We start from the raw sequence: 17,919 nt of genomic DNA, 5'->3' as shown, positions 1-17,919 counted from the left end.
TGCATTTGGGGTTTAGGAAAGTGCAGTGAAAACCCTATGGACCCTGAAACCAGTTCAGGGAGACGAACACGAAGACAAAAGGGTCATACAGAAGGATGTATTGAACTTACACCGTTGTCTTCCTGACGAAGGTCAGGATCCAAAACAATCTTTAATAATTGTACCAACCTGTTTAATACCAATTGCATTAATTAAAAACTACACTATTGCTCAGTTTCTAGCACATAGACCTTTTGGATGTATCGATGTCTTGGATTAATGTGTACCAAGCTTTACTACAACTATCAATAAACTCGTAATAGGCTTTAAAACAAGGCTTTGCTAAAGGGGCTTCTTTATTTAGCCTGTAAGAATGACAATGATTTTTCGTAATATAGTGTAGATAAGGAAGAGTTGTTATTTTTGATATGCTGTTATTTATAATATCGTGCCGCCAATTTTAGTGAGAATTGGCCTTTTATAAGCTATTTTTAGGATGTGATTTGATATGACGGAGTTATTTCATTGGTTTGATTTGCTTGGTGTAATGGTATTTGCTATTTCAGGTACTTTAATTGCGCACAGTAAACACATGGATGGCTTTGGTGTGGTGGTTCTGGCTACAGTTACGGGTATAGGCGGTGGCACCTTACGCGATATTATTTTAGATGTTCCGGTATTTTGGCTACATGACACCAGCTATTTCGTTGCGATTGCTGTTGCTATCATTATTAGTGTCATTTTTTTAAATCGACATAAACAGATCCCCCGCCAAATGTTGCAAATAGCGGATGCGTTTGGACTGGCATTTTTTGCCGTAATGGGGGTGCAAAAAGCGCTTTCTATTGGGATGCCGGATACAACAGCCATCATAATGGGGGTGATGACCGGGTGCTTTGGTGGAGTTATTCGAGATGTGCTAGCGGGTGATATGCCACTTTTATTAAAGGGTGAGCTGTATGCGATCACGTGTATATTCGGTGGGATAGTATATACTCAGTTATCACACTGGGCGTTACCTGTTGAAGTCATTATGGTTTGTGCTATGTCAGCAACCCTTGGACTGCGCTTGTTGGCAATGTATTACAAGTGGGTGATCCATATATTTAAATACCCAGAATAGTTCAGTAATCAAAGGGACAAGGATATGTCACTTGCTAAAGTTTATACGCGAGCCCAAGTTGGGATCTCTGCTCCGGAAGTAACCGTTGAAGTCCATTTAAGCAATGGGTTACCAGCGTTTCATATTGTCGGACTACCTGAAACCTCGGTAAAAGAAGCCCGAGAGCGGGTACGCTCTGCGTTAACCAATTCAAAGTTTTTATTCCCTGAGCAACGGATCACCGTTAACTTAGCCCCTGCTGATTTACCGAAAGAGGGTGGGCGCTATGATCTGGCGATTGCGGTGGGTATTTTAGTGGCTTCCAAGCAACTACAGGCATTTCAGTCACACCATTACGAATTTTATGGCGAGTTGACATTAAGTGGTGAGGTGCATTCGGTCCATGCTATTTTGCCAGCAGTACTCGCCGCGGAGAAAGCGCAGAGGTGTTGCTACATTCCAAAAGGCAATGATCAGGTTGCCAGTTTAGCGCAACACTGTAATAGAAAGGCGGTAAACTCGCTACAAGCATTGTGGTTAGATTTACAAGGTCAAGACGCTCTACCATTAAATATGAAGTACCCTTCGGTAAACACACATTCAGTTGGCTCGCCTTTAGACATGAGCGAAGTGAAAGGCCAAAGTGGAGCAAAGCGTGTATTAGAAATTGCTGCAGCAGGAGGCCACAACACACTATTTTTAGGGCCGCCAGGCACAGGTAAGTCGATGCTGGCACAGCGTATGCCGTCGATTATGCCCACATTACTAAATAATGAAGCACTTGAGACTGCCGCAATATATTCATTAATTGGTAAAGCCATTGATATAGAGAATTGGCGGAATCGCCCATTTAGAAGCCCGCATCATACTTGCTCGGCGGTGGCTTTAGTGGGGGGGTCATCCAATCCTAAGCCGGGAGAGATTTCTCTGGCCCATAATGGTGTGTTATTTCTCGATGAATTGCCCGAGTTTGAGCGTAAGGTTCTCGACTCCCTACGTGAACCGATGGAAACCGGTTTGGTGACAATTTCTAGAGCCGCTCGCCAAGTTGATTTTCCTGCTCGGTTTCAGCTGATCGCAGCATTAAATCCTAGCCCGACTGGGTCTCTTTCAGATAAGCGAGCCACACCAGATCAAGTACTTCGGTATTTATCAAAAATATCAGGGCCATTTTTAGACCGAATTGATTTACAAATTGAACTACCAAGGTTAACCACACAAGAGCTACAAACTGAAACTTGTGCAGAATCAAGTGAAACCATCAGAAATAGAGTGAACACTGCGCACCGTATTGCCATTGAGCGGCAAGGGATGTGCAATGCATTGTTAGGCAACAAAGCGCTTAGTCAGTTTTGTAAATTAGGCCATGCAGAATCACAGTTTTTAGGTGCTGCGACCGAGAAGCTTAACTTATCACCGCGTTCATATCATCGTATATTAAAAGTTGCACGTACCATTGCAGACATGGCCGGAAGAGCGCAAATAGACCTAATAGATATTAAAGAGGCGTTAAGTTACCGAGCGTTTGAGCGGCTATTGTCTCAACTCACTCGGTATTAAGAATGGTTGTGTTAAGCAGAAAGCATATAGCCTTTACCGCGCACTGTGACAATTCTTTTTTGTTCTTTTTCGTCACCCAGCTTTTTTCTTAACCGACCAATCAACACATCAACGGTTCTGTCGCTGGGGCTCCAATCAGGTTGGCCGATATCTTCTGATATTTTCTCTCTTGAAGTGGCTTTACCGGCGTTGGCGATTAAGCAAATGAGTACTTTATGCTCAGCCTCTGTGAGTCGCGACTCTTCAGCTTGGCCGTTGATCAATGTGCGGTTGTCTGGATGAAGCTTAAAGTCGGCGTATTCAATAAATTCTTCAGATTCATCTTGATCATCGGCGATGGTCAAGCGTTTACATAACGCCCGCATTCTTAACTCAAGCTCTAATAAATCAACAGGTTTACAGATGTAGTCATCAGCACCTTGTGCTAAGCCTGCTATACGGTCTGCTTGAGAGTCTCTGCTTGAGAGCATGATCACCCCAATATCAGTCAATGTATTAAGCTCTTTGGCAAGCTCTAGTCCATCAGTTGCAGGTAATACAATATCGACAATGGCGAGGGTAATTTTATTCGGTTCTTGCTGGCTACTTTGTACCTTTTCTAACGCACTTGCGCCGGTATTATCGACGTCGATCGAAAACTCAGTATTAGCAAAGTGATTTAAAATACGCTTGGCTAAAAGTTCGTCGTCTTCTACTAATAATACGTGGATGCTCATAGTATCGCTATCTGATCAATAATTACCTCTATATTAGCACTGACAAAAGTCAGCTGAGAAGTACAATAAGACTATTTTGTGAGAAAAAATGCGTAATAAGTACAATACTGTCAGTACATCAGGTTTTTATTGTTAATAGAGGGCTCGTAAATAAAAAGTATGAGCGTCATATGCTTAAATATTGCTGCATATTTTATCCATACAAAAAATAGGGTGAAAGGGCATAGCCCTCTCACCCAATCAAGTTATTTGCTGTAAATATGGTTCCACCACTGAGGTTGATCTTTTAGGTGCATATCAAAATACGCAAGCATTGTGTCCCACCAGTGGAAACGGCGGTCGCGTACAATAATTTGATGATCAGCGCCTTTGTATTCAATCAGTTCAACATCTTGACCAAGTAGCTTGAGTGCGGTGTACATATTATGGCTCTCACCAGGAGGCACATTGGTATCAGCATCACCATGCACTAATAATAAAGGTGTTGTTACTTTATCGGCATGAAATACTGGACTATGTTGCGAGTAAAGAGATGGGTTATTCCATGGGAAGCTGTTTTTAGATGCTTCGCCTGAGTATAAGTAGCCCCACCAACCTTGGCCCCAGTATGAGGTAATATTAGAAATACCAGCATGTGCAATAGATGCACTAAATAAGTCGGTTTTGGTCGCCAGCAGCATCGTCATAAAACCACCATAAGATGCACCTAAGTTACCTAAACGGTTCTTATCGACAAATGGGTAGGCTTTTAAAAACTCGTTAGTACCTTGGATAATATCATCTGCAGTATGTTCGCCCCACGCATTGACATGTTTGGCTGAAAATTCTTGTCCAAACCCTGTCGCGCCTGTTGGTTGCACTACATAAACTACATAGCCTTGTGCTGCCCATAGATTAAATGGATAGCGGCCAGTAAAGCCTCTTGAAACTGGTGATGTACCGCCATAGTAGTAGATTAATGCCGGGTGCTTTTTCGAAGTATCTAGGTTATGTGGTAAGTAAACGCGGCCACTGATCTGCGTGCCAGACTCATTGGTAAAGTTAAACTCCTCCAAAGCGGCGATTTCGCTATTATCATAAGCAACAGGTTTCGAGTCCCATAGCACTTTTGTTTTGTTACGTTTTACGGTAACCAAGCTCAGTGCTTGTGGTGATGAAGCTTGACTGCCTGTGACAAGAACTTGCCCTTTCTGACTATCCGATACGCTATACCGTTCTACAACATCAAAGCCTGTGTTCAGCTTTTTGAAGCGACGCTTACTTTCGTCATATAAATAAAGCTGTTTTGTATCTTTGTCCGTAACATTCAGCACTGCATCGCCATTGCTGAGTACCTGTAGGCCTCCAATTGCAGGGTCGAATTTTTTACTGAGAGCTTGCGGTTTTTCGCCATCATTATTCAACAGGTAGAGCTGACCATCGTAATTGTTGGCTAGCATGTCTTTTGGCAGGTTTCTACCAAGGCCTTGGCTAAAGTCAGGGCCCGCTATAACGTAAATGCCTTTGTCTGTGTATTTAGCTCGGTTAAATGTTCTATATTCACCAAGCGTTTTTTCTGTGTGGTTCGATAAGTCAATTTCCACTAACTGAGTGAGCATATGTGGAGGCGCGGCGTAATCAACTGGGTTACGAGTGACAAGTACTGTATTACGTTCATTATCAAAATCAGCTATGCGAGTGCTCAGTTTACTCTCAGAAATGGTACTGACTAATCCAGACTTTACATCGAGTAAAAAAGGCTGGCTTATTGAGCGCGCATATGACCAGCGATCTTCAAGGCCTGAGTAATGCTTTACCAGTGTATGCTTGTCATCAGGTGTATTTGACCACGAGAAAATGAGCGTATCTTCGTCGAAAAATTGATAACCAGATGCGCCTTTAAAGTGTTCTGCAACGGTTTTTATACTGAAATCTTTAATATTGAGTATAGAGACACGTTTATCTTGCGTAAACACAATGGCCTTTGAGTCTGGTGACCATGATACTTGTGACGCTGACACACCAGAAAGGCGATATAGTACGTCTCCCTTGATGTTTTTCAGGCTGGTATTGCTAATTGCTGCATTTTTACGGTTTGCTTGGTAATGGCGCTCTGTCGCTACGTAAAATTTTCCATTTGGTGAAAGTGAGATAGCACTGATTGTTGGCGCATCATAAAGTTGCTTTGCCGATAGTGCAGTCGTCGTTTTTTGTGTCAAAACGATCTCATCATGCTCAGCTTTTGGTGTGTAATCAACGACTACTTTTTTCCAGTCATCTACTTGCTCAGTGATAATAATCACCTGATGGTCGCCTGTGACCGCATGAATGGAAAATTCATTTTTCCCTTTTAATGGCTCGCCATTGAGAAATACATGGGCTTTTTCGATACCCGTTAGGGCAAGAGTGCCTTCAACAAAACGTGTCGTGCTAAAATTGAAACGCAGAGCTTGCATACCATTAACGGTGAGCGCATTCACTTGTTCAAGACTTTGCCACGAACGATTTTGACCAAATACTTCAAGCTCTTGGTCTTGTTTTTGCAGGTGAGGTAGCAAATTATTAATTATGCTTTTTTGATGCGGTGTATTGTGTGGTTTTATGGTACTTTGGGTACCCAATGGACCGATAAACTGGATTTTACTCTCATCTAGCGGGGCTGCAGCCAGTTGTGTTGCTGCGGCAGAGAGCAATAATGTAACCGCGGTACGGAAAATCATAGTTGAGCCTATTGTAGGTAAAAATATTGCCCCAATATACCATATAAATAGTTATTAATAAGCGGTCCTGCGATTAACTGTTGCAGGCCATATTGTAAGGAGTTACCTGTTGTTTCTATTAGTTAGTTATATGCTAATTGCCATCACTATTTCGTTTTTATGCTCAGTGATGGAGGCGGTACTTTTAAGTATTACGCCAAGCCATATTGCTATTTTAAAAAAAACGCGTTTGACGTTAGCACTGCGGGTGCAGGCTTTAAAAAACAACATAGATAAACCGTTAGCAGCTATTTTAACACTCAATACCGTCGCGCATACTGCGGGTGCTGCAGGCGTAGGTGCACAGGCTGCTGTGGTATTTTCAGACGCTGCAGTGGGTATTGCCTCAGCCGTAATGACGTTGTTGGTATTAGTATTATCTGAAATTATTCCAAAGACATTAGGTGCTACATACTGGCGGACACTAACACCCGTCGTGTCCTTGTGTTTAGTGTGGCTTATCAGAATTTTAAAACCGTTTGTTTGGTTATCTGATCAGTTAACAAAACTGATGGGCAGTAAAGAAAGTGAAGCGCAGTATATTCGTCAAGAAATTGAAGCAATGGCTGAAATGGGATCTGAGGCCGGAGCATTAGATGAAGACGAAACCCAAACGATCCGCAGTTTATTAAGGTTTAAGCACGCGAAGTTAGAAAAGGTTATGACACCTCGAACGGTACTGTTTAAAGTTCATAAAGACATGACAGTACATGAGTATTTATCTGAACACGGTGCTATTTCATTTTCACGAGTCCTAATTTACGACAAAAATACTGACGACATTATTGGCTTTGTGCATAAAAACGATATTATGCTGGCGTATCATCGTTTGGGTGAGAATTATAAAATTGGTAAATTGGCGATTGATCTGTATACCGTTCCCGAAACGTTGGCTGCGCCTGAACTGTTTCAAACGTTATTGGAAAAACGCATTCATATTGCATTGGTCATTGACGAGTATGGTGATATTCAAGGCATTGTGACCTTAGAAGACATGTTAGAGTCTTTGATGGGCATGGACATTGTTGATGAACGAGACCAGTCTTCAAATATGCAACTTGCAGCAAAGCAAAAGTGGCGCGATAGGGTTGATAATCACTCGCACCTTATTGAAGCCGATGAAGAGCAGCTAGACAGTAAACCTAAGAATTAGAGTTCATCATTCTGAGCCAAGAGTGGATCCAACGAATAAACTCTTGTTTTGGTTTTGGTCGACAAATTAAGTAGCCTTGCATAAGTAAGTTATGTTTGTATCTATCAAGGTACTGCAGCTCTTCAATACGCTCGACGCCTTCAGCAACAATGCTTAGGCGTTCGTTTTGCGCAATGTCTACGAGGCTATCAATGATCACTTGTGAAAATCGGTCAGATTCTACATGGGTGATCAACGACCTATCTATTTTGATCTCAGTAAACGGTAACGATTTTAGCTGATGTAAATTGGTAAAACCGGTGCCAAAGTCATCTAGCGAAATCTCAAAGCCACGGATCCGTAGGCGATTCATGGTTTCTAATTGTATGTTACTTTCTAGCGGTAAATGTTCTGTTATTTCTAAAATAATATCCTGCGGCGTTAAACGATTAAGCTCTAAGATTAGCGCTAATTTATCAGGGCAACCAGGATCATTGAGTTGCGTTGGCGACAAGTTAAATGCCAACCTCGCGGGGTGACATAACTCAGTGCGTATGGCTTTAAACTCTTCTGTAGCCTTTTCAAATAACTGAAAGGTGATCAGGTTGATCAAATCAAGATCTTCGGCTGGGCCAATAAAGCGATGTGGCAAGAGTGTGGTACCTTCATCTTCAGAAACAATCCGTGCTAATACTTCAATACTGGTTACTTGTTTTGTCGCACGATTAACTTTCGGTTGGTAGAAAGGGGTAATTTGGTTATGGCTAATTGCATGCAGCAACTCACTTTCATTTAAGGGAGCCTCGGTATGATGTAACGGAGAAATAAACGATTCCAGTTTATGTAGTAGCCTATCTACTTCTGTTAATTGTACAGGCTTTGTAATGTTACCAATTAAATGCGCATTGCATTGCCTTGCTAAATTCGCAGCTAGATCAATGACTTTATTATCCATTTCGGAAATTATCGCAACGCCACCAGCATATTTAATTTCACCAAGTTGGCGGATCAGTTCCATGCCATCCATTTCAGGCATATTTAAATCTGTAAACACGGCATCGTATTGATTTGGCGCTTGTCGTATTTTTTTCAGAGCTTGCTTGGCATCATTACAGCAAGTAATTTGCGTAATACCTAGCTCTGTTAAAATGGCTGTCATAACCATTAAAATCGCCTGGGAATCGTCGACAACCATTATTTTATTGACTTTGACCGTCATGGCATTTCCTTTGTAAATATTGCTTCAATGAGTTTAGTACAGCATGAGAAAATTAAAATTAATTTAGGTGAAAAGTAGGTTTGTATGCATCTGGATTTGTTGGGATAATAGTGAAAAATCAGACTGTAATATTGATATGAGAAAAGTTGAATTTACCCTTGCTGACTTGCACTTTGCAATTCATGCCTCAGCAGAACAAATAGTCCAAGTATTTTGTGATCGACAAGCTTTGTCACTTGAAGATGGCGGTGACAATATTTACCACGCAGATGCTCACGGGCACCAGCTTCGGTTCAGCATTGAAAAGTTGTCAGAGGGTCAAGTCGCTATTTCTATTAATGATCAAGAGTGGCAGTGGGTTGAACTTCCTGCTCATGAAAACAAAAGTAGTTTTAGCTTCATGGGGCTAGCGGCACTTGCTTTTAAATTATTCAAAAGTGCCAAAGTAGTTAAAGCGGCTTTGGCAGGCGCATCAGTAGCTGGGTATGCATGGTTGTTTTCATGGCAGTTCGCCATTATGTTGATTGTGTGTTTGGTTATTCATGAATATGGTCATGTTCGAGCCATGCAATACTTTAAAATAAAAACCAAGGGCATTTATTTGATCCCATTTGTGGGTGGCTTAGCGGTGAGTGATGATAAAATTACCACCAGATGGCAAGACGTGGTGATTTCACTAATGGGCCCCGCGTTTGGCTTGATCACATCGGTATTAGGTGTGGTGCTATATTATGCCACTGAGATGGAGATCTTTGCTGGGGTCGCGGTACTCAGTGCTTTACTTAATTTATTTAACTTATTGCCGATGCTGCCGCTCGATGGTGGGCATGTTTTAAAAAGTATCAGTTTCTCAATGCGTTCGTGGGTTGGGTTATTAGTCTGTTTAGGTGGCGTACTGTTTGGCTTGTGGGTCAGTTATACCTTTGGGCTGATGTTACTGGTATTCTTTTTATTCATTGGCACACTTGAAATTATGTTTGAATGGCGCAGTCGTCATCAGTCTCATTTAGTGCCGCTAGATCGCTACGGTCAGGTATTTTCAGCGGTGATGTATGTGGTCGTGGTGGCTGGTCACGTTGCTGTTATGATGCATTTTGCAGACTCAGAAAGTGCCATTCTGAGCCTCCCAATGAAGATTTTATCAAGCTAATTAGGCTTCTTTGGTATACAAATATGTAGCCGTCATACCCATGTCAGTATGGCGGCAATGATCACACCAGAAACAAGCAGTTGTAGTAAGCAAAAGCCCATAATATCTCTCGCCTTTAATCCTGCGATTGCCAACACTGGCAATGCCCAAAATGGTTGAATCAAATTAGTCCATGCATCCCCCCAAGCGACGGCCATCGCAACGCGAGGGATCTCAGCTCCTAACATTTCTGCAGCAGGCAATACAATCGGAGCTTGAATAGCCCATTGACCGCCGCCTGATGGGATAAAAATATTTACCAGACCAGCACTAATAAAGCTCCAAAAAGGGAGTGTATCAGCTGTACTTATAGCGACGAAAGCGTTTGAAATTTGTTGAGCTAAACCAGATTCTACCATTACAGCCATAATCCCCGCATAAAACGGAAATTGAATGACGATCCCTGCTCCACCAGGAATTGCGCTATGCAGGCTATTGAGCAAATTAGCGGGGGTTTTGTGCAATAAAATAGCCAAGAATAAAAATAAACCAATCACGCTATTTAAGTTGAGGCCATGGCCCGCGATTAAAAAGTAATATGCTAAATAAAAGCAACCTAGTAATCCAACGGTGATACCGAGCCAAGGACTATGCTCTAGTTTTTGTGCTGGTGTTGCATTCTCTATAACGGTATTTACCTGATGAGCGGGTGTTAGTTTTTGTTTATCAACGATGACTTGTTGTTTAGATGGGGGGAGTAAGCAGGCATTTAAAACTGGCATAATAATTAGCATCGCCATTAGTAATACGATATTAAATGGCGCAAATAGTGTATAAGCGGTGTCAATCACTCCGATGTCAGCGGCAGAAAAGTGCCCAGCTGTTGCAATTGTCAATGGAACTGAGCCAGATAGCCCACCGTGCCACACAATAAAACCAGAATAGGCGCTGGCAACCAGTACTCTGTAATCAACATCAATGCGCCTTGCCAGTGCTTTGGCAAATAATGCGCCAATTACCAGACCAAATCCCCAGTTTATCCAACTTGCTAACATGGATATAACGGTGATCAAGACGATTGCTACCGCTGGCGTTTTGGCTTGTTGAGCAAGTTTATCGAGCGCTTTAATACATACAGGTGTACTGGCTAACATGTATCCAGAGACTAAAATTAACAACATTTGCATTGAGAATGTTAGGAGCTTCCAAAACCCTTGCCCCCACGTATTGATTGCATCTAATGGGGTAAAAGGCGTGACGGTGCTGGCTAAAGCCAGTACGATAAGCGTGAGGAGTAACACAAATACATACGGATCTGGTAAATAGCGCTCAACCAAACTGGTTAAGGGGCGAGTGAGTCGGTAAAACATGGCAGAACATCCTAGTTTTTTGTTTTATCTTAACTAACTTTTTAACCAAAAGTTAGTGTAATACACTAATTTACAAGATTGAATTAAGTGTTTTACTTTTTAAGCTTATGATTATTATATAAAATTATATTGGCACGAAAGCTGTATTATCAGAGATAGTTAATTATTTTTTATTTATAAGAGGTTGCCATGGCAGGACAAGGTTCAGGCGGCAATGTGATCGCCGCAATATGTAATATTTTCTTCCCAGGTTTAGGCCAATTAGTACAAGGGCGTATTTTATCAGCGTTAATTTTTGCCATTATTGTTGTTGGCGGGTACGCGTTATGGTTTTTGATTATACCTGGGGTGATTGCCGCAATTGCACATTTATGGTCAATCATTGATGCTGCTAAATACCGCAGTGATTCAAGGTATGAGCGCAGTTAACCATAGACTGAGTGTTAACACACTAAGCAGTGTTGAAAGCGCAACACTGCTTGCCATCACTGCTTGCTGTATGCCCAGTTGGCGAGCAACTAAATAAGCATTAACCCCCAAAGGTGATGCACTCATCAGCGTGACAACCGCTACCGTTTTTATATCTAATTCAAACCCCCACCTCGCTAATGCATATACACCAAAAGGTAAAACGACTAGCTTCGCCACACTCAGTATCAGAGCTTGTTGCCAAGCTTGTTTTATGGCGTAGTTAACTAGACTGCCACCTAGTACAAATAATGCCCCGGCTATAGCGGGTTGTGCAAGTAATGACAGTGCTGACTGTAATGGATCTGGTATTGGAATACTGAGCGAATTAGCCAATAAACCGCCACTGATACTGAGTACAATTGGATTCACAAATAACGGTTTAATTAAATCAATAAAGCCACGCTCTTGTTTAGCGGAACAGGCAAAGGTGAGTGCGAACAACAATGCGCTATGAAATGTGATAATGATAAACACTAACGCACCATACTGAGCGCCTAAACTTGTAATAATAATGGGTAAACCGACTAACACGGTGTTGGAGTATGTGCAGCCAAGTGCCAATACTGCTGAATCTGAGAGGGTCATATTTTTTAGTACTTTAAAGAACGCAGCACATAGAACATAAATGAGAAATACAGGGCCATAAAAACTGAGCATGACGTTAGCAGAAAGCACTTGGCTTAAATCAGCTTGATACATACTGATAAATAAATAAGTTGGAATAGCGATATTGAAAAAAAAGTGACGAAGCCCGTTAAAATGTTCAGTTGATAGCAGTTTTAACTTTGCACATATAAACCCGACAAAGGCAACAAAGACCAATGGAAACAAAATACTTAACGGTTGCATAAACAATCTAGGTGAAAATGAAAACACTATTATCCGCGCTCTAGTTGTACAGAACAAGCACTTGCACAGTATAATAATGGGGTTAATAGGTAAATAAGGTTGAATTTTGGAGTATCAATTTATCCGCGACCCCATTACGGGGTTTAAAGTCAAGATTAGCGATGAGCAAGCACTTATCGCGCGTTGGTTAAATGAAGAGCTTGATAAAAGTGAAGTCGCTGACTTAATAGTACGATGCAATGCGATGACTAGAGGACAGAAAGCTTGGGTTAGGTTAGGTAACGAAATACGCTTTACTTTGAGTACAGATGAAGCGCTATTCGAAGCGCATGCTTTGTTTCAAGAAGGTGATGATATAAGTCAGTACGCAGATGATGCGTTAGAGCTTGATGAACATGGTTTAGTCGCCGGTTGTGGTTTTGAAGATTTTGTTGAGTTATTGACTGCATGGCAGCAATTTATTACAGGCCGTTAGCCTGTAATAAATGAACCATTCATTACGATGTGGGTTGTCCGTAAATTTGTTCTGCGCGATTAAATAGCACCCAAGAGGTCAAAATATATTTATCGTTTGAAATAGGCTTATTGCCACGGTGTGTATGCGTGAAGTACCCAGGAGCGATAACCATGCTGCCCTTTTTTGGTGCGATTTTTTTGTTTTGATAGACAAACTCAGTTTCGCCACCTTCCTGCACATCATTTAAGTAAAACATAAACAATAACACTCTGTGCAGCGCTTCGTTATGGCCTAGTTGAGGATAAACCTCGCTATGCCAATACGGGTAACCGCCTTTGTTTATTTCATACTTTTGAGCTTGAATAGACCCGAGTCGAAAAATTTGTTGGGTAAGTAGGTGTATTTGAGGCTTACCCACTTCTTCAAAGTTATCAATGGTTAAGTCAACAGGTTGGCCGGTACTCGGATGGTACACTTTTAATCCAAACGCCCCAATTAGCATAAAGAAGTGCTCTTCAACATATTGGAACACGCGTTGCGCTGTGACTTGTTGAATATGTTGCAAAGGGTCTGCATATTCAGAGTGTGAATTTAAGTACAGATCTTGGCTTACTTTTTTGCTAAGGTCGACACCACCTGATGTGGTCCCTTGTTGTAAGTGTGGGCTTTGCTCAAACGTAGTAATAAATTGATCACAAAACTCAGTACTTAGCGCGTTTTCATAAACGCGAATAAAATCAGTCATGATTGTACCTACATGTTATTGGAATTATTATGTTGTCAGAAGTATTAATGCCTCGGTTTAGTGAAACCGACGTCTTAGGACATATCAACAATACCGTACTCCCCGTATGGTTTGAAGCCGCACGAGTACCAATTTTTAAAATATTTACCCCAGACTTGAACCCCCACGATTGGAAATTGATTGTTGCCAAGGTCGAAGTTACTTTTACTGGTGAGTTATTTTATGGCCAACCGGTTGAAATTAAAACGCATATTGAAAAGATTGGGAATAGCTCCTTTGTCATTTTACAACAAGCTTGGCAGCATGATGAATGCTGTGCGCAAGGTAAAACGGTTATGGTACGATATGACTTTGCAAGTAAGTCGACTCAGGCATTAAGTACAAATGAGCGTAATGCCTTAACCGCGCTTTTATAAACACCCTATTTAATGGGTCATCACTTTATAGAAGACATATTAAACTGATGGCCAATGGCTGCAGAAATACAAGCTTTGACAGTGAATGTATAACTCACTTTGTCTTTTTCATCGGTGTGTTTCATAATTTCGAGTATTTCATAGTCATTAAGCTCAACAACTCGACTGTTAGGTGTCAGCTGGCATCGAGATTTGCTGTCAGCTTCTTGATCATAAATAAAGTTAGCAAGTACTTGCTGTCGCCACTGAAAAAAGCGCTCTGAACGTGCGGTGTTATCTTTAATGGTTGAAAGGACTTCATCGACGGTTTCTTGTGAATTTAAGTCGTCTATATCGCTTGATATAGAACTGCTATTAGATGACACTTGTTCTTTTTTGACTGCGATGAACGTCTTTTCCGTTGGTTCATCAATATTAATTGAAATGTGCTTATCTGATACTGTATTGACCACATCGCTTATCACTAGATTTACACCGTGTGCGAGCCCTGAGCTACTCAAAAATAATGCCATATTGAGTGTTAGCATAAAGCTTAAAGCGAAGCGAGCAACCCCGGTAATGATAGGAAACCGATAGCATGGAGATTGCCATAACTTAGCTAAACCAAATGGTTTTATGAGCAGCAAGAACAGAATGTAAAAAGGCATGAGTAATTGCAGTAGTAATAACCCTCCAACGCTGGTGGTGATAAACCAAGTAGGTAATGAAAGCAGTACACTTAAATTATGTGTATACGGAAAATGGTCAGAACTCACACCGGTAATATCATTGACGTGTCCAGCCGCTTGCACAAGCGCAAAGTTGGCAATAAACGCATAAAATAAAAATATCAGTGACTTGCCAGGTAAGCTGTCCCAAAAGTATATAAATTTAGGCCAAAACTCATGGATCAAACCCGCTAACACTAATATTGATATAATAAATAATGCAAACCCATTGGTTGAGTCTATGTCGATTAAGGCAAAACTCAAGTAAGCCGCACAGGCTAAAAAGTAGCTACGTTGTGCAATAGTTAGGCTTTGCCAAAATGCTTGAAAGCGTTCTTTATGGGCGCTGAGAAAAGACGATACCGAGAATGTATTAAGAGAGGATATTTGGCGCATAACGACCTTGTTATTGTTATTATGCGCCAATAATAGGTGCTTATAGCAAAGGCTTCAAGTATTTACCTGTATGTGACTCTTCACATTGTGCGACTTCCTCAGGCGTACCTGCAATCAATATTTGACCGCCTCCAGCACCGCCTTCTGGACCAAGATCAACAATCCAATCCGCGGTTTTAATCACATCTAGGTTGTGCTCAATCACGACTACCGTGTTACCGTGGTCACGCAATCGATGTAATACAACCAAGAGCTGCTGAATATCATGGAAGTGTAAGCCGGTTGTTGGCTCATCTAAGATGTAAAGTGTCTTACCTGTATCTCGTTTTGATAATTCCCGCGCCAACTTCACTCGTTGTGCTTCACCACCAGAGAGGGTCGTTGCAGCTTGCCCTAATCGAATGTAAGACAAGCCGACATCCATTAATGTTTGTAGCTTACGGTTTATGGCTGGAATTTTCTCAAAAAAGCTATGTGCATCTTCAACCGTCATTTCTAACACTTCATGAATGTTTTTGTCTTTATAGAGCACTTCGAGCGTTTCACGGTTATAACGTTTGCCTGTACACACATCACACGGTACGTATACATCAGGTAAAAAGTGCATTTCTACTTTAATAACGCCATCGCCTTGACATGCTTCACAGCGTCCGCCCTTCACGTTAAAACTAAAGCGGCCAACTTTATAGCCACGAGCGCGGGCTTCTTGCGTACCAGCAAAAAGCTCTCGAATAGCGGTAAATATACCTGTGTAAGTTGCTGGGTTTGATCGTGGGGTACGGCCAATCGGACTTTGATCAATGTCGATAACTTTATCAAAATGATCAAGACCTTTAATGGCTTTGTGTGCTGCCGGTTCTGCGGTTGTTGCACCGTTTAGCTCAGTATGTGCCAGTTTAAACAAGGTGTCATTGATGAGGGTGGATTTGCCAGATCCCGAGACCCCTGTGATACACGTCATTAGGCCAAATGGGATCTGTAGATCGACGTCTTTTAGGTTGTTTCCTGATGCACCGAATAACTCCAGCCACTTCTCATTGGTTGGATGTCGGGTTTCTGGTACAGCTATGCACTTTTCGCCACTGAGATATTGGCCGGTAATAGAGTCGGGGTTGTTTAATATATCATCACGATTACCCTGGGCAATGACATAACCGCCGTGCACGCCAGCACCGGGGCCAATGTCAATAATATGGTCTGCAGCTCTTATCGCATCTTCGTCATGTTCTACCACGATGACCGTATTACCTAAATCACGTAAATGCGTGAGTGTGCTGAGTAGGCGGTCATTATCACGCTGGTGCAGTCCAATAGAAGGCTCGTCTAATACATACATAACACCGACTAAACCTGCACCGATTTGGCTCGCTAGACGGATCCGCTGTGCCTCGCCGCCCGACAAGGTATCGGCACTGCGATCAAGTGAGAGATAATTTAGACCAACATTAATTAAGAACGATAGGCGATCGCGGATCTCTTTTAAGATCTTTTCAGCAATTTTTGCGCGTTGACCTGTGAGCTCTACCGATTGAAAAAAGTCCATAGATTCACCAATACTCATATTAGTGATCATAGGTAGCGTTGTTTGGCCAATAAATACATTGCGAGCTTCTTCGCGAAGACGAGAGCCATTACAACTTGGACATGCTTGATTCGTTTGATATTTCGCTAGCTCTTCTCGTACTGAACTAGACTCAGTTTCACGGTAACGGCGGTTCATATTATTAAGAACGCCTTCAAACTCGTGATTCCTGGTTATGAGGTCACCACGGTCATTTCTGTAGTTGAACGCGATTTTGGTTTGCCCTGATCCCTCAAGCACAATTGTTTGCGCTTCTTGGCTGAGCTCGCCAAAGGGGACGTCTAAATCAAAATCATAATGCTCTGCAACAGACTGTAGCATTTGAAAGTAGTAAAAGCTGCGTTTGTCCCAACCTTTAATTGCGCCACCGCTCAAGCTTAGTTCTTTATTTTGTACCACACGTTGTGGATCGAAATATTGACGGACACCTAACCCATCACAGGTTTGACAAGCGCCAGCGGGGTTATTAAATGAGAATAGACGTGGCTCAAGTTCCATCATCGCATAACCACAAGTTGGACATGCGAAATTCGCGGAGAAAATAACCTCTTTAAAATCTGCATCATCCATACTGGCAATAACAGCAATTCCGCCAGACAGCTCAAGTGCTGTTTCGAAGGATTCTGCTAGACGCTGCTGGAGGCCCTCTTTAATCTTGAAGCGATCAACAACGACTTCTATGGTGTGCTTTTTTTGGAGTTCAAGAGTGGGAGGATCGGATAAATCACATACTTCACCGTCAATTCGTGCCCTGATATACCCTTGGCTTGCTAATTGTTCTAATAGTTTTACATGCTCGCCCTTTCTGTCTTTAACGACTGGAGCGAGTAACATCATTTTACTGCCTTCAGGGTATTCAAGCGCAGTATCAACCATTTGGCTTACCGTTTGTGCAGCGAGGGGTAAGTCATGTGTTGGGCATCGAGGCTCGCCCACTCGAGCAAATAGAAGTCTCAGATAATCATAAATCTCGGTAATGGTTCCTACCGTAGAGCGGGGGTTATGAGAAGTCGATTTTTGCTCAATAGAAATAGCTGGAGACAGCCCCTCTATATGGTCAACATCGGGTTTTTCCATCAATGATAAAAATTGTCTAGCATATGCTGATAGTGATTCAACGTAGCGACGTTGCCCTTCGGCATATAAAGTATCGAATGCTAATGAAGATTTACCTGAGCCCGATAGGCCTGTGATCACGATAAGTTTATCGCGAGGGATGGTAAGAGATATATCTTTTAAATTGTGCGTGCGAGCGCCTCTGACTTCTATTTTATCCATGCTGACCTAACTACAAAGTTTAATGGCGATGATGATAGCGAAACAGTATCGCATAATTTGCGTAAAATTAACG

General features: G+C 41.9%; 15 protein-coding genes. 7 read left to right on the top strand and 8 right to left on the bottom strand.

Annotated elements, in window-relative coordinates; translation table 11 throughout:
* Positions 1-487 precede the first annotated feature (487 nt).
* The gene (locus PCIT_RS03310) at positions 488-1,102 is read left to right on the top strand and encodes a trimeric intracellular cation channel family protein (RefSeq protein WP_010361307.1); all 615 of its coding nucleotides are present in this window, start codon (positions 488-490) and stop codon (positions 1,100-1,102) included.
* Positions 1,103-1,126: 24 nt separating this feature from the next.
* Complete coding sequence (locus PCIT_RS03305; protein ID WP_010361308.1) at positions 1,127-2,641, top strand: YifB family Mg chelatase-like AAA ATPase; 1,515 nt, start codon at positions 1,127-1,129, stop codon at positions 2,639-2,641.
* A gap of 11 nt (positions 2,642-2,652) precedes the next feature.
* Here PCIT_RS03305 and PCIT_RS03300 read toward each other — a convergent pair whose 3' ends face one another.
* Together PCIT_RS03300 and PCIT_RS03295 are read right to left on the bottom strand one after the other, a co-directional pair.
* Positions 2,653-3,357 carry a response regulator transcription factor gene (locus PCIT_RS03300; RefSeq protein ID WP_010361309.1) on the bottom strand — a complete coding sequence of 235 codons (705 nt, stop codon included), beginning with the start codon at positions 3,355-3,357 and terminating at the stop codon, positions 2,653-2,655.
* A gap of 245 nt (positions 3,358-3,602) precedes the next feature.
* The gene (locus tag PCIT_RS03295; RefSeq protein ID WP_010361310.1) at positions 3,603-6,056 is read right to left on the bottom strand and encodes a S9 family peptidase; all 2,454 of its coding nucleotides are present in this window, start codon (positions 6,054-6,056) and stop codon (positions 3,603-3,605) included.
* Positions 6,057-6,165: 109 nt separating this feature from the next.
* On the opposite strand from PCIT_RS03295, the gene PCIT_RS03290 reads away from it, so the two are divergent.
* Positions 6,166-7,248, top strand: a complete 1,083-nt coding sequence (locus PCIT_RS03290) for a CNNM domain-containing protein (protein ID WP_010361311.1) — start codon at positions 6,166-6,168, stop codon at positions 7,246-7,248.
* On the opposite strand, the gene PCIT_RS03285 is transcribed toward PCIT_RS03290, so the two are convergent.
* Entirely contained in the window at positions 7,238-8,446 is a 1,209-nt protein-coding gene (locus PCIT_RS03285) for an EAL domain-containing response regulator (protein WP_010361313.1), read from the bottom strand. The genes PCIT_RS03290 and PCIT_RS03285 overlap by 11 nt on opposite strands.
* A 136-nt stretch (positions 8,447-8,582) precedes the next feature.
* Between PCIT_RS03285 and PCIT_RS03280 the strand changes: the two genes are divergently transcribed.
* Positions 8,583-9,596 carry a site-2 protease family protein gene (locus PCIT_RS03280; protein WP_010361315.1) on the top strand — a complete coding sequence of 338 codons (1,014 nt, stop codon included), beginning with the start codon at positions 8,583-8,585 and terminating at the stop codon, positions 9,594-9,596.
* 32 nt (positions 9,597-9,628) lie between these two features.
* Here the strand turns inward: PCIT_RS03280 and PCIT_RS03275 are convergent, their stop codons facing one another.
* On the bottom strand, positions 9,629-10,945 hold the full coding sequence (locus tag PCIT_RS03275; protein ID WP_010361316.1) for a short-chain fatty acid transporter: 1,317 nt from the start codon (positions 10,943-10,945) through the stop codon (positions 9,629-9,631).
* A 189-nt stretch (positions 10,946-11,134) separates the two neighbouring features.
* Here PCIT_RS03275 and PCIT_RS03270 point away from each other — a divergent pair, with 189 nt between their 5' ends.
* The gene (locus PCIT_RS03270) at positions 11,135-11,374 is read left to right on the top strand and encodes a hypothetical protein (RefSeq protein ID WP_010361317.1); all 240 of its coding nucleotides are present in this window, start codon (positions 11,135-11,137) and stop codon (positions 11,372-11,374) included.
* Here the strand turns inward: PCIT_RS03270 and PCIT_RS03265 are convergent.
* Positions 11,354-12,265, bottom strand: coding sequence for an AEC family transporter (locus tag PCIT_RS03265; RefSeq protein ID WP_010361318.1), 912 nt, complete (start codon positions 12,263-12,265; stop codon positions 11,354-11,356). The genes PCIT_RS03270 and PCIT_RS03265 overlap by 21 nt on opposite strands.
* A 106-nt stretch (positions 12,266-12,371) precedes the next feature.
* Between PCIT_RS03265 and PCIT_RS03260 the strand changes: the two genes are divergently transcribed.
* Positions 12,372-12,740: a YacL family protein gene (locus tag PCIT_RS03260; protein WP_010361320.1), complete on the top strand. Its 369-nt coding sequence runs from the start codon at positions 12,372-12,374 to the stop codon at positions 12,738-12,740.
* Positions 12,741-12,762: 22 nt separating this feature from the next.
* On the opposite strand, the gene PCIT_RS03255 is transcribed toward PCIT_RS03260, so the two are convergent.
* Entirely contained in the window at positions 12,763-13,467 is a 705-nt protein-coding gene (locus PCIT_RS03255; RefSeq protein ID WP_010361321.1) for a 2OG-Fe(II) oxygenase, read from the bottom strand.
* Between the two features lie 29 nt (positions 13,468-13,496).
* Here PCIT_RS03255 and PCIT_RS03250 point away from each other — a divergent pair, with 29 nt between their 5' ends.
* Positions 13,497-13,883, top strand: a complete 387-nt coding sequence (locus tag PCIT_RS03250) for an acyl-CoA thioesterase (protein ID WP_010361322.1) — start codon at positions 13,497-13,499, stop codon at positions 13,881-13,883.
* A 20-nt stretch (positions 13,884-13,903) separates the two neighbouring features.
* Here PCIT_RS03250 and PCIT_RS03245 read toward each other — a convergent pair whose 3' ends face one another.
* Entirely contained in the window at positions 13,904-14,986 is a 1,083-nt protein-coding gene (locus PCIT_RS03245) for a hypothetical protein (protein WP_010361323.1), read from the bottom strand.
* Positions 14,987-15,026: 40 nt separating this feature from the next.
* Positions 15,027-17,846, bottom strand: coding sequence for an excinuclease ABC subunit UvrA (gene uvrA / locus PCIT_RS03240; protein WP_010361324.1), 2,820 nt, complete (start codon positions 17,844-17,846; stop codon positions 15,027-15,029).
* Between the last annotated feature and the right edge of the window lie 73 nt (positions 17,847-17,919).

The sequence above is a fragment of the Pseudoalteromonas citrea genome, from assembly GCF_000238375.3.
Taxonomy (GTDB): domain Bacteria; phylum Pseudomonadota; class Gammaproteobacteria; order Enterobacterales; family Alteromonadaceae; genus Pseudoalteromonas; species Pseudoalteromonas citrea.
This window is presented reverse-complemented; position numbering and strand designations above follow the sequence as displayed.

Excerpts from the sequence above, each read along its gene's own strand:
- PCIT_RS03310 (WP_010361307.1), top strand. The coding sequence starts at position 488 with ATGACGGAGTTATTTCATTGGTTTGATTTGCTTGGTGTAATGGTATTT.
- PCIT_RS03245 (WP_010361323.1), bottom strand. The coding sequence starts at position 14,986 with ATGCGCCAAATATCCTCTCTTAATACATTCTCGGTATCGTCTTTTCTC.
- uvrA (WP_010361324.1), bottom strand. The coding sequence starts at position 17,846 with ATGGATAAAATAGAAGTCAGAGGCGCTCGCACGCACAATTTAAAAGAT.
- PCIT_RS03250 (WP_010361322.1), top strand. The coding sequence starts at position 13,497 with ATGTTGTCAGAAGTATTAATGCCTCGGTTTAGTGAAACCGACGTCTTA.
- PCIT_RS03280 (WP_010361315.1), top strand. The coding sequence starts at position 8,583 with ATGAGAAAAGTTGAATTTACCCTTGCTGACTTGCACTTTGCAATTCAT.
- PCIT_RS03305 (WP_010361308.1), top strand. The coding sequence starts at position 1,127 with ATGTCACTTGCTAAAGTTTATACGCGAGCCCAAGTTGGGATCTCTGCT.
- PCIT_RS03275 (WP_010361316.1), bottom strand. The coding sequence starts at position 10,945 with ATGTTTTACCGACTCACTCGCCCCTTAACCAGTTTGGTTGAGCGCTAT.
- PCIT_RS03300 (WP_010361309.1), bottom strand. The coding sequence starts at position 3,357 with ATGAGCATCCACGTATTATTAGTAGAAGACGACGAACTTTTAGCCAAG.
- PCIT_RS03295 (WP_010361310.1), bottom strand. The coding sequence starts at position 6,056 with ATGATTTTCCGTACCGCGGTTACATTATTGCTCTCTGCCGCAGCAACA.
- PCIT_RS03255 (WP_010361321.1), bottom strand. The coding sequence starts at position 13,467 with ATGACTGATTTTATTCGCGTTTATGAAAACGCGCTAAGTACTGAGTTT.
- PCIT_RS03285 (WP_010361313.1), bottom strand. The coding sequence starts at position 8,446 with ATGACGGTCAAAGTCAATAAAATAATGGTTGTCGACGATTCCCAGGCG.
- PCIT_RS03270 (WP_010361317.1), top strand. The coding sequence starts at position 11,135 with ATGGCAGGACAAGGTTCAGGCGGCAATGTGATCGCCGCAATATGTAAT.
- PCIT_RS03265 (WP_010361318.1), bottom strand. The coding sequence starts at position 12,265 with ATGCAACCGTTAAGTATTTTGTTTCCATTGGTCTTTGTTGCCTTTGTC.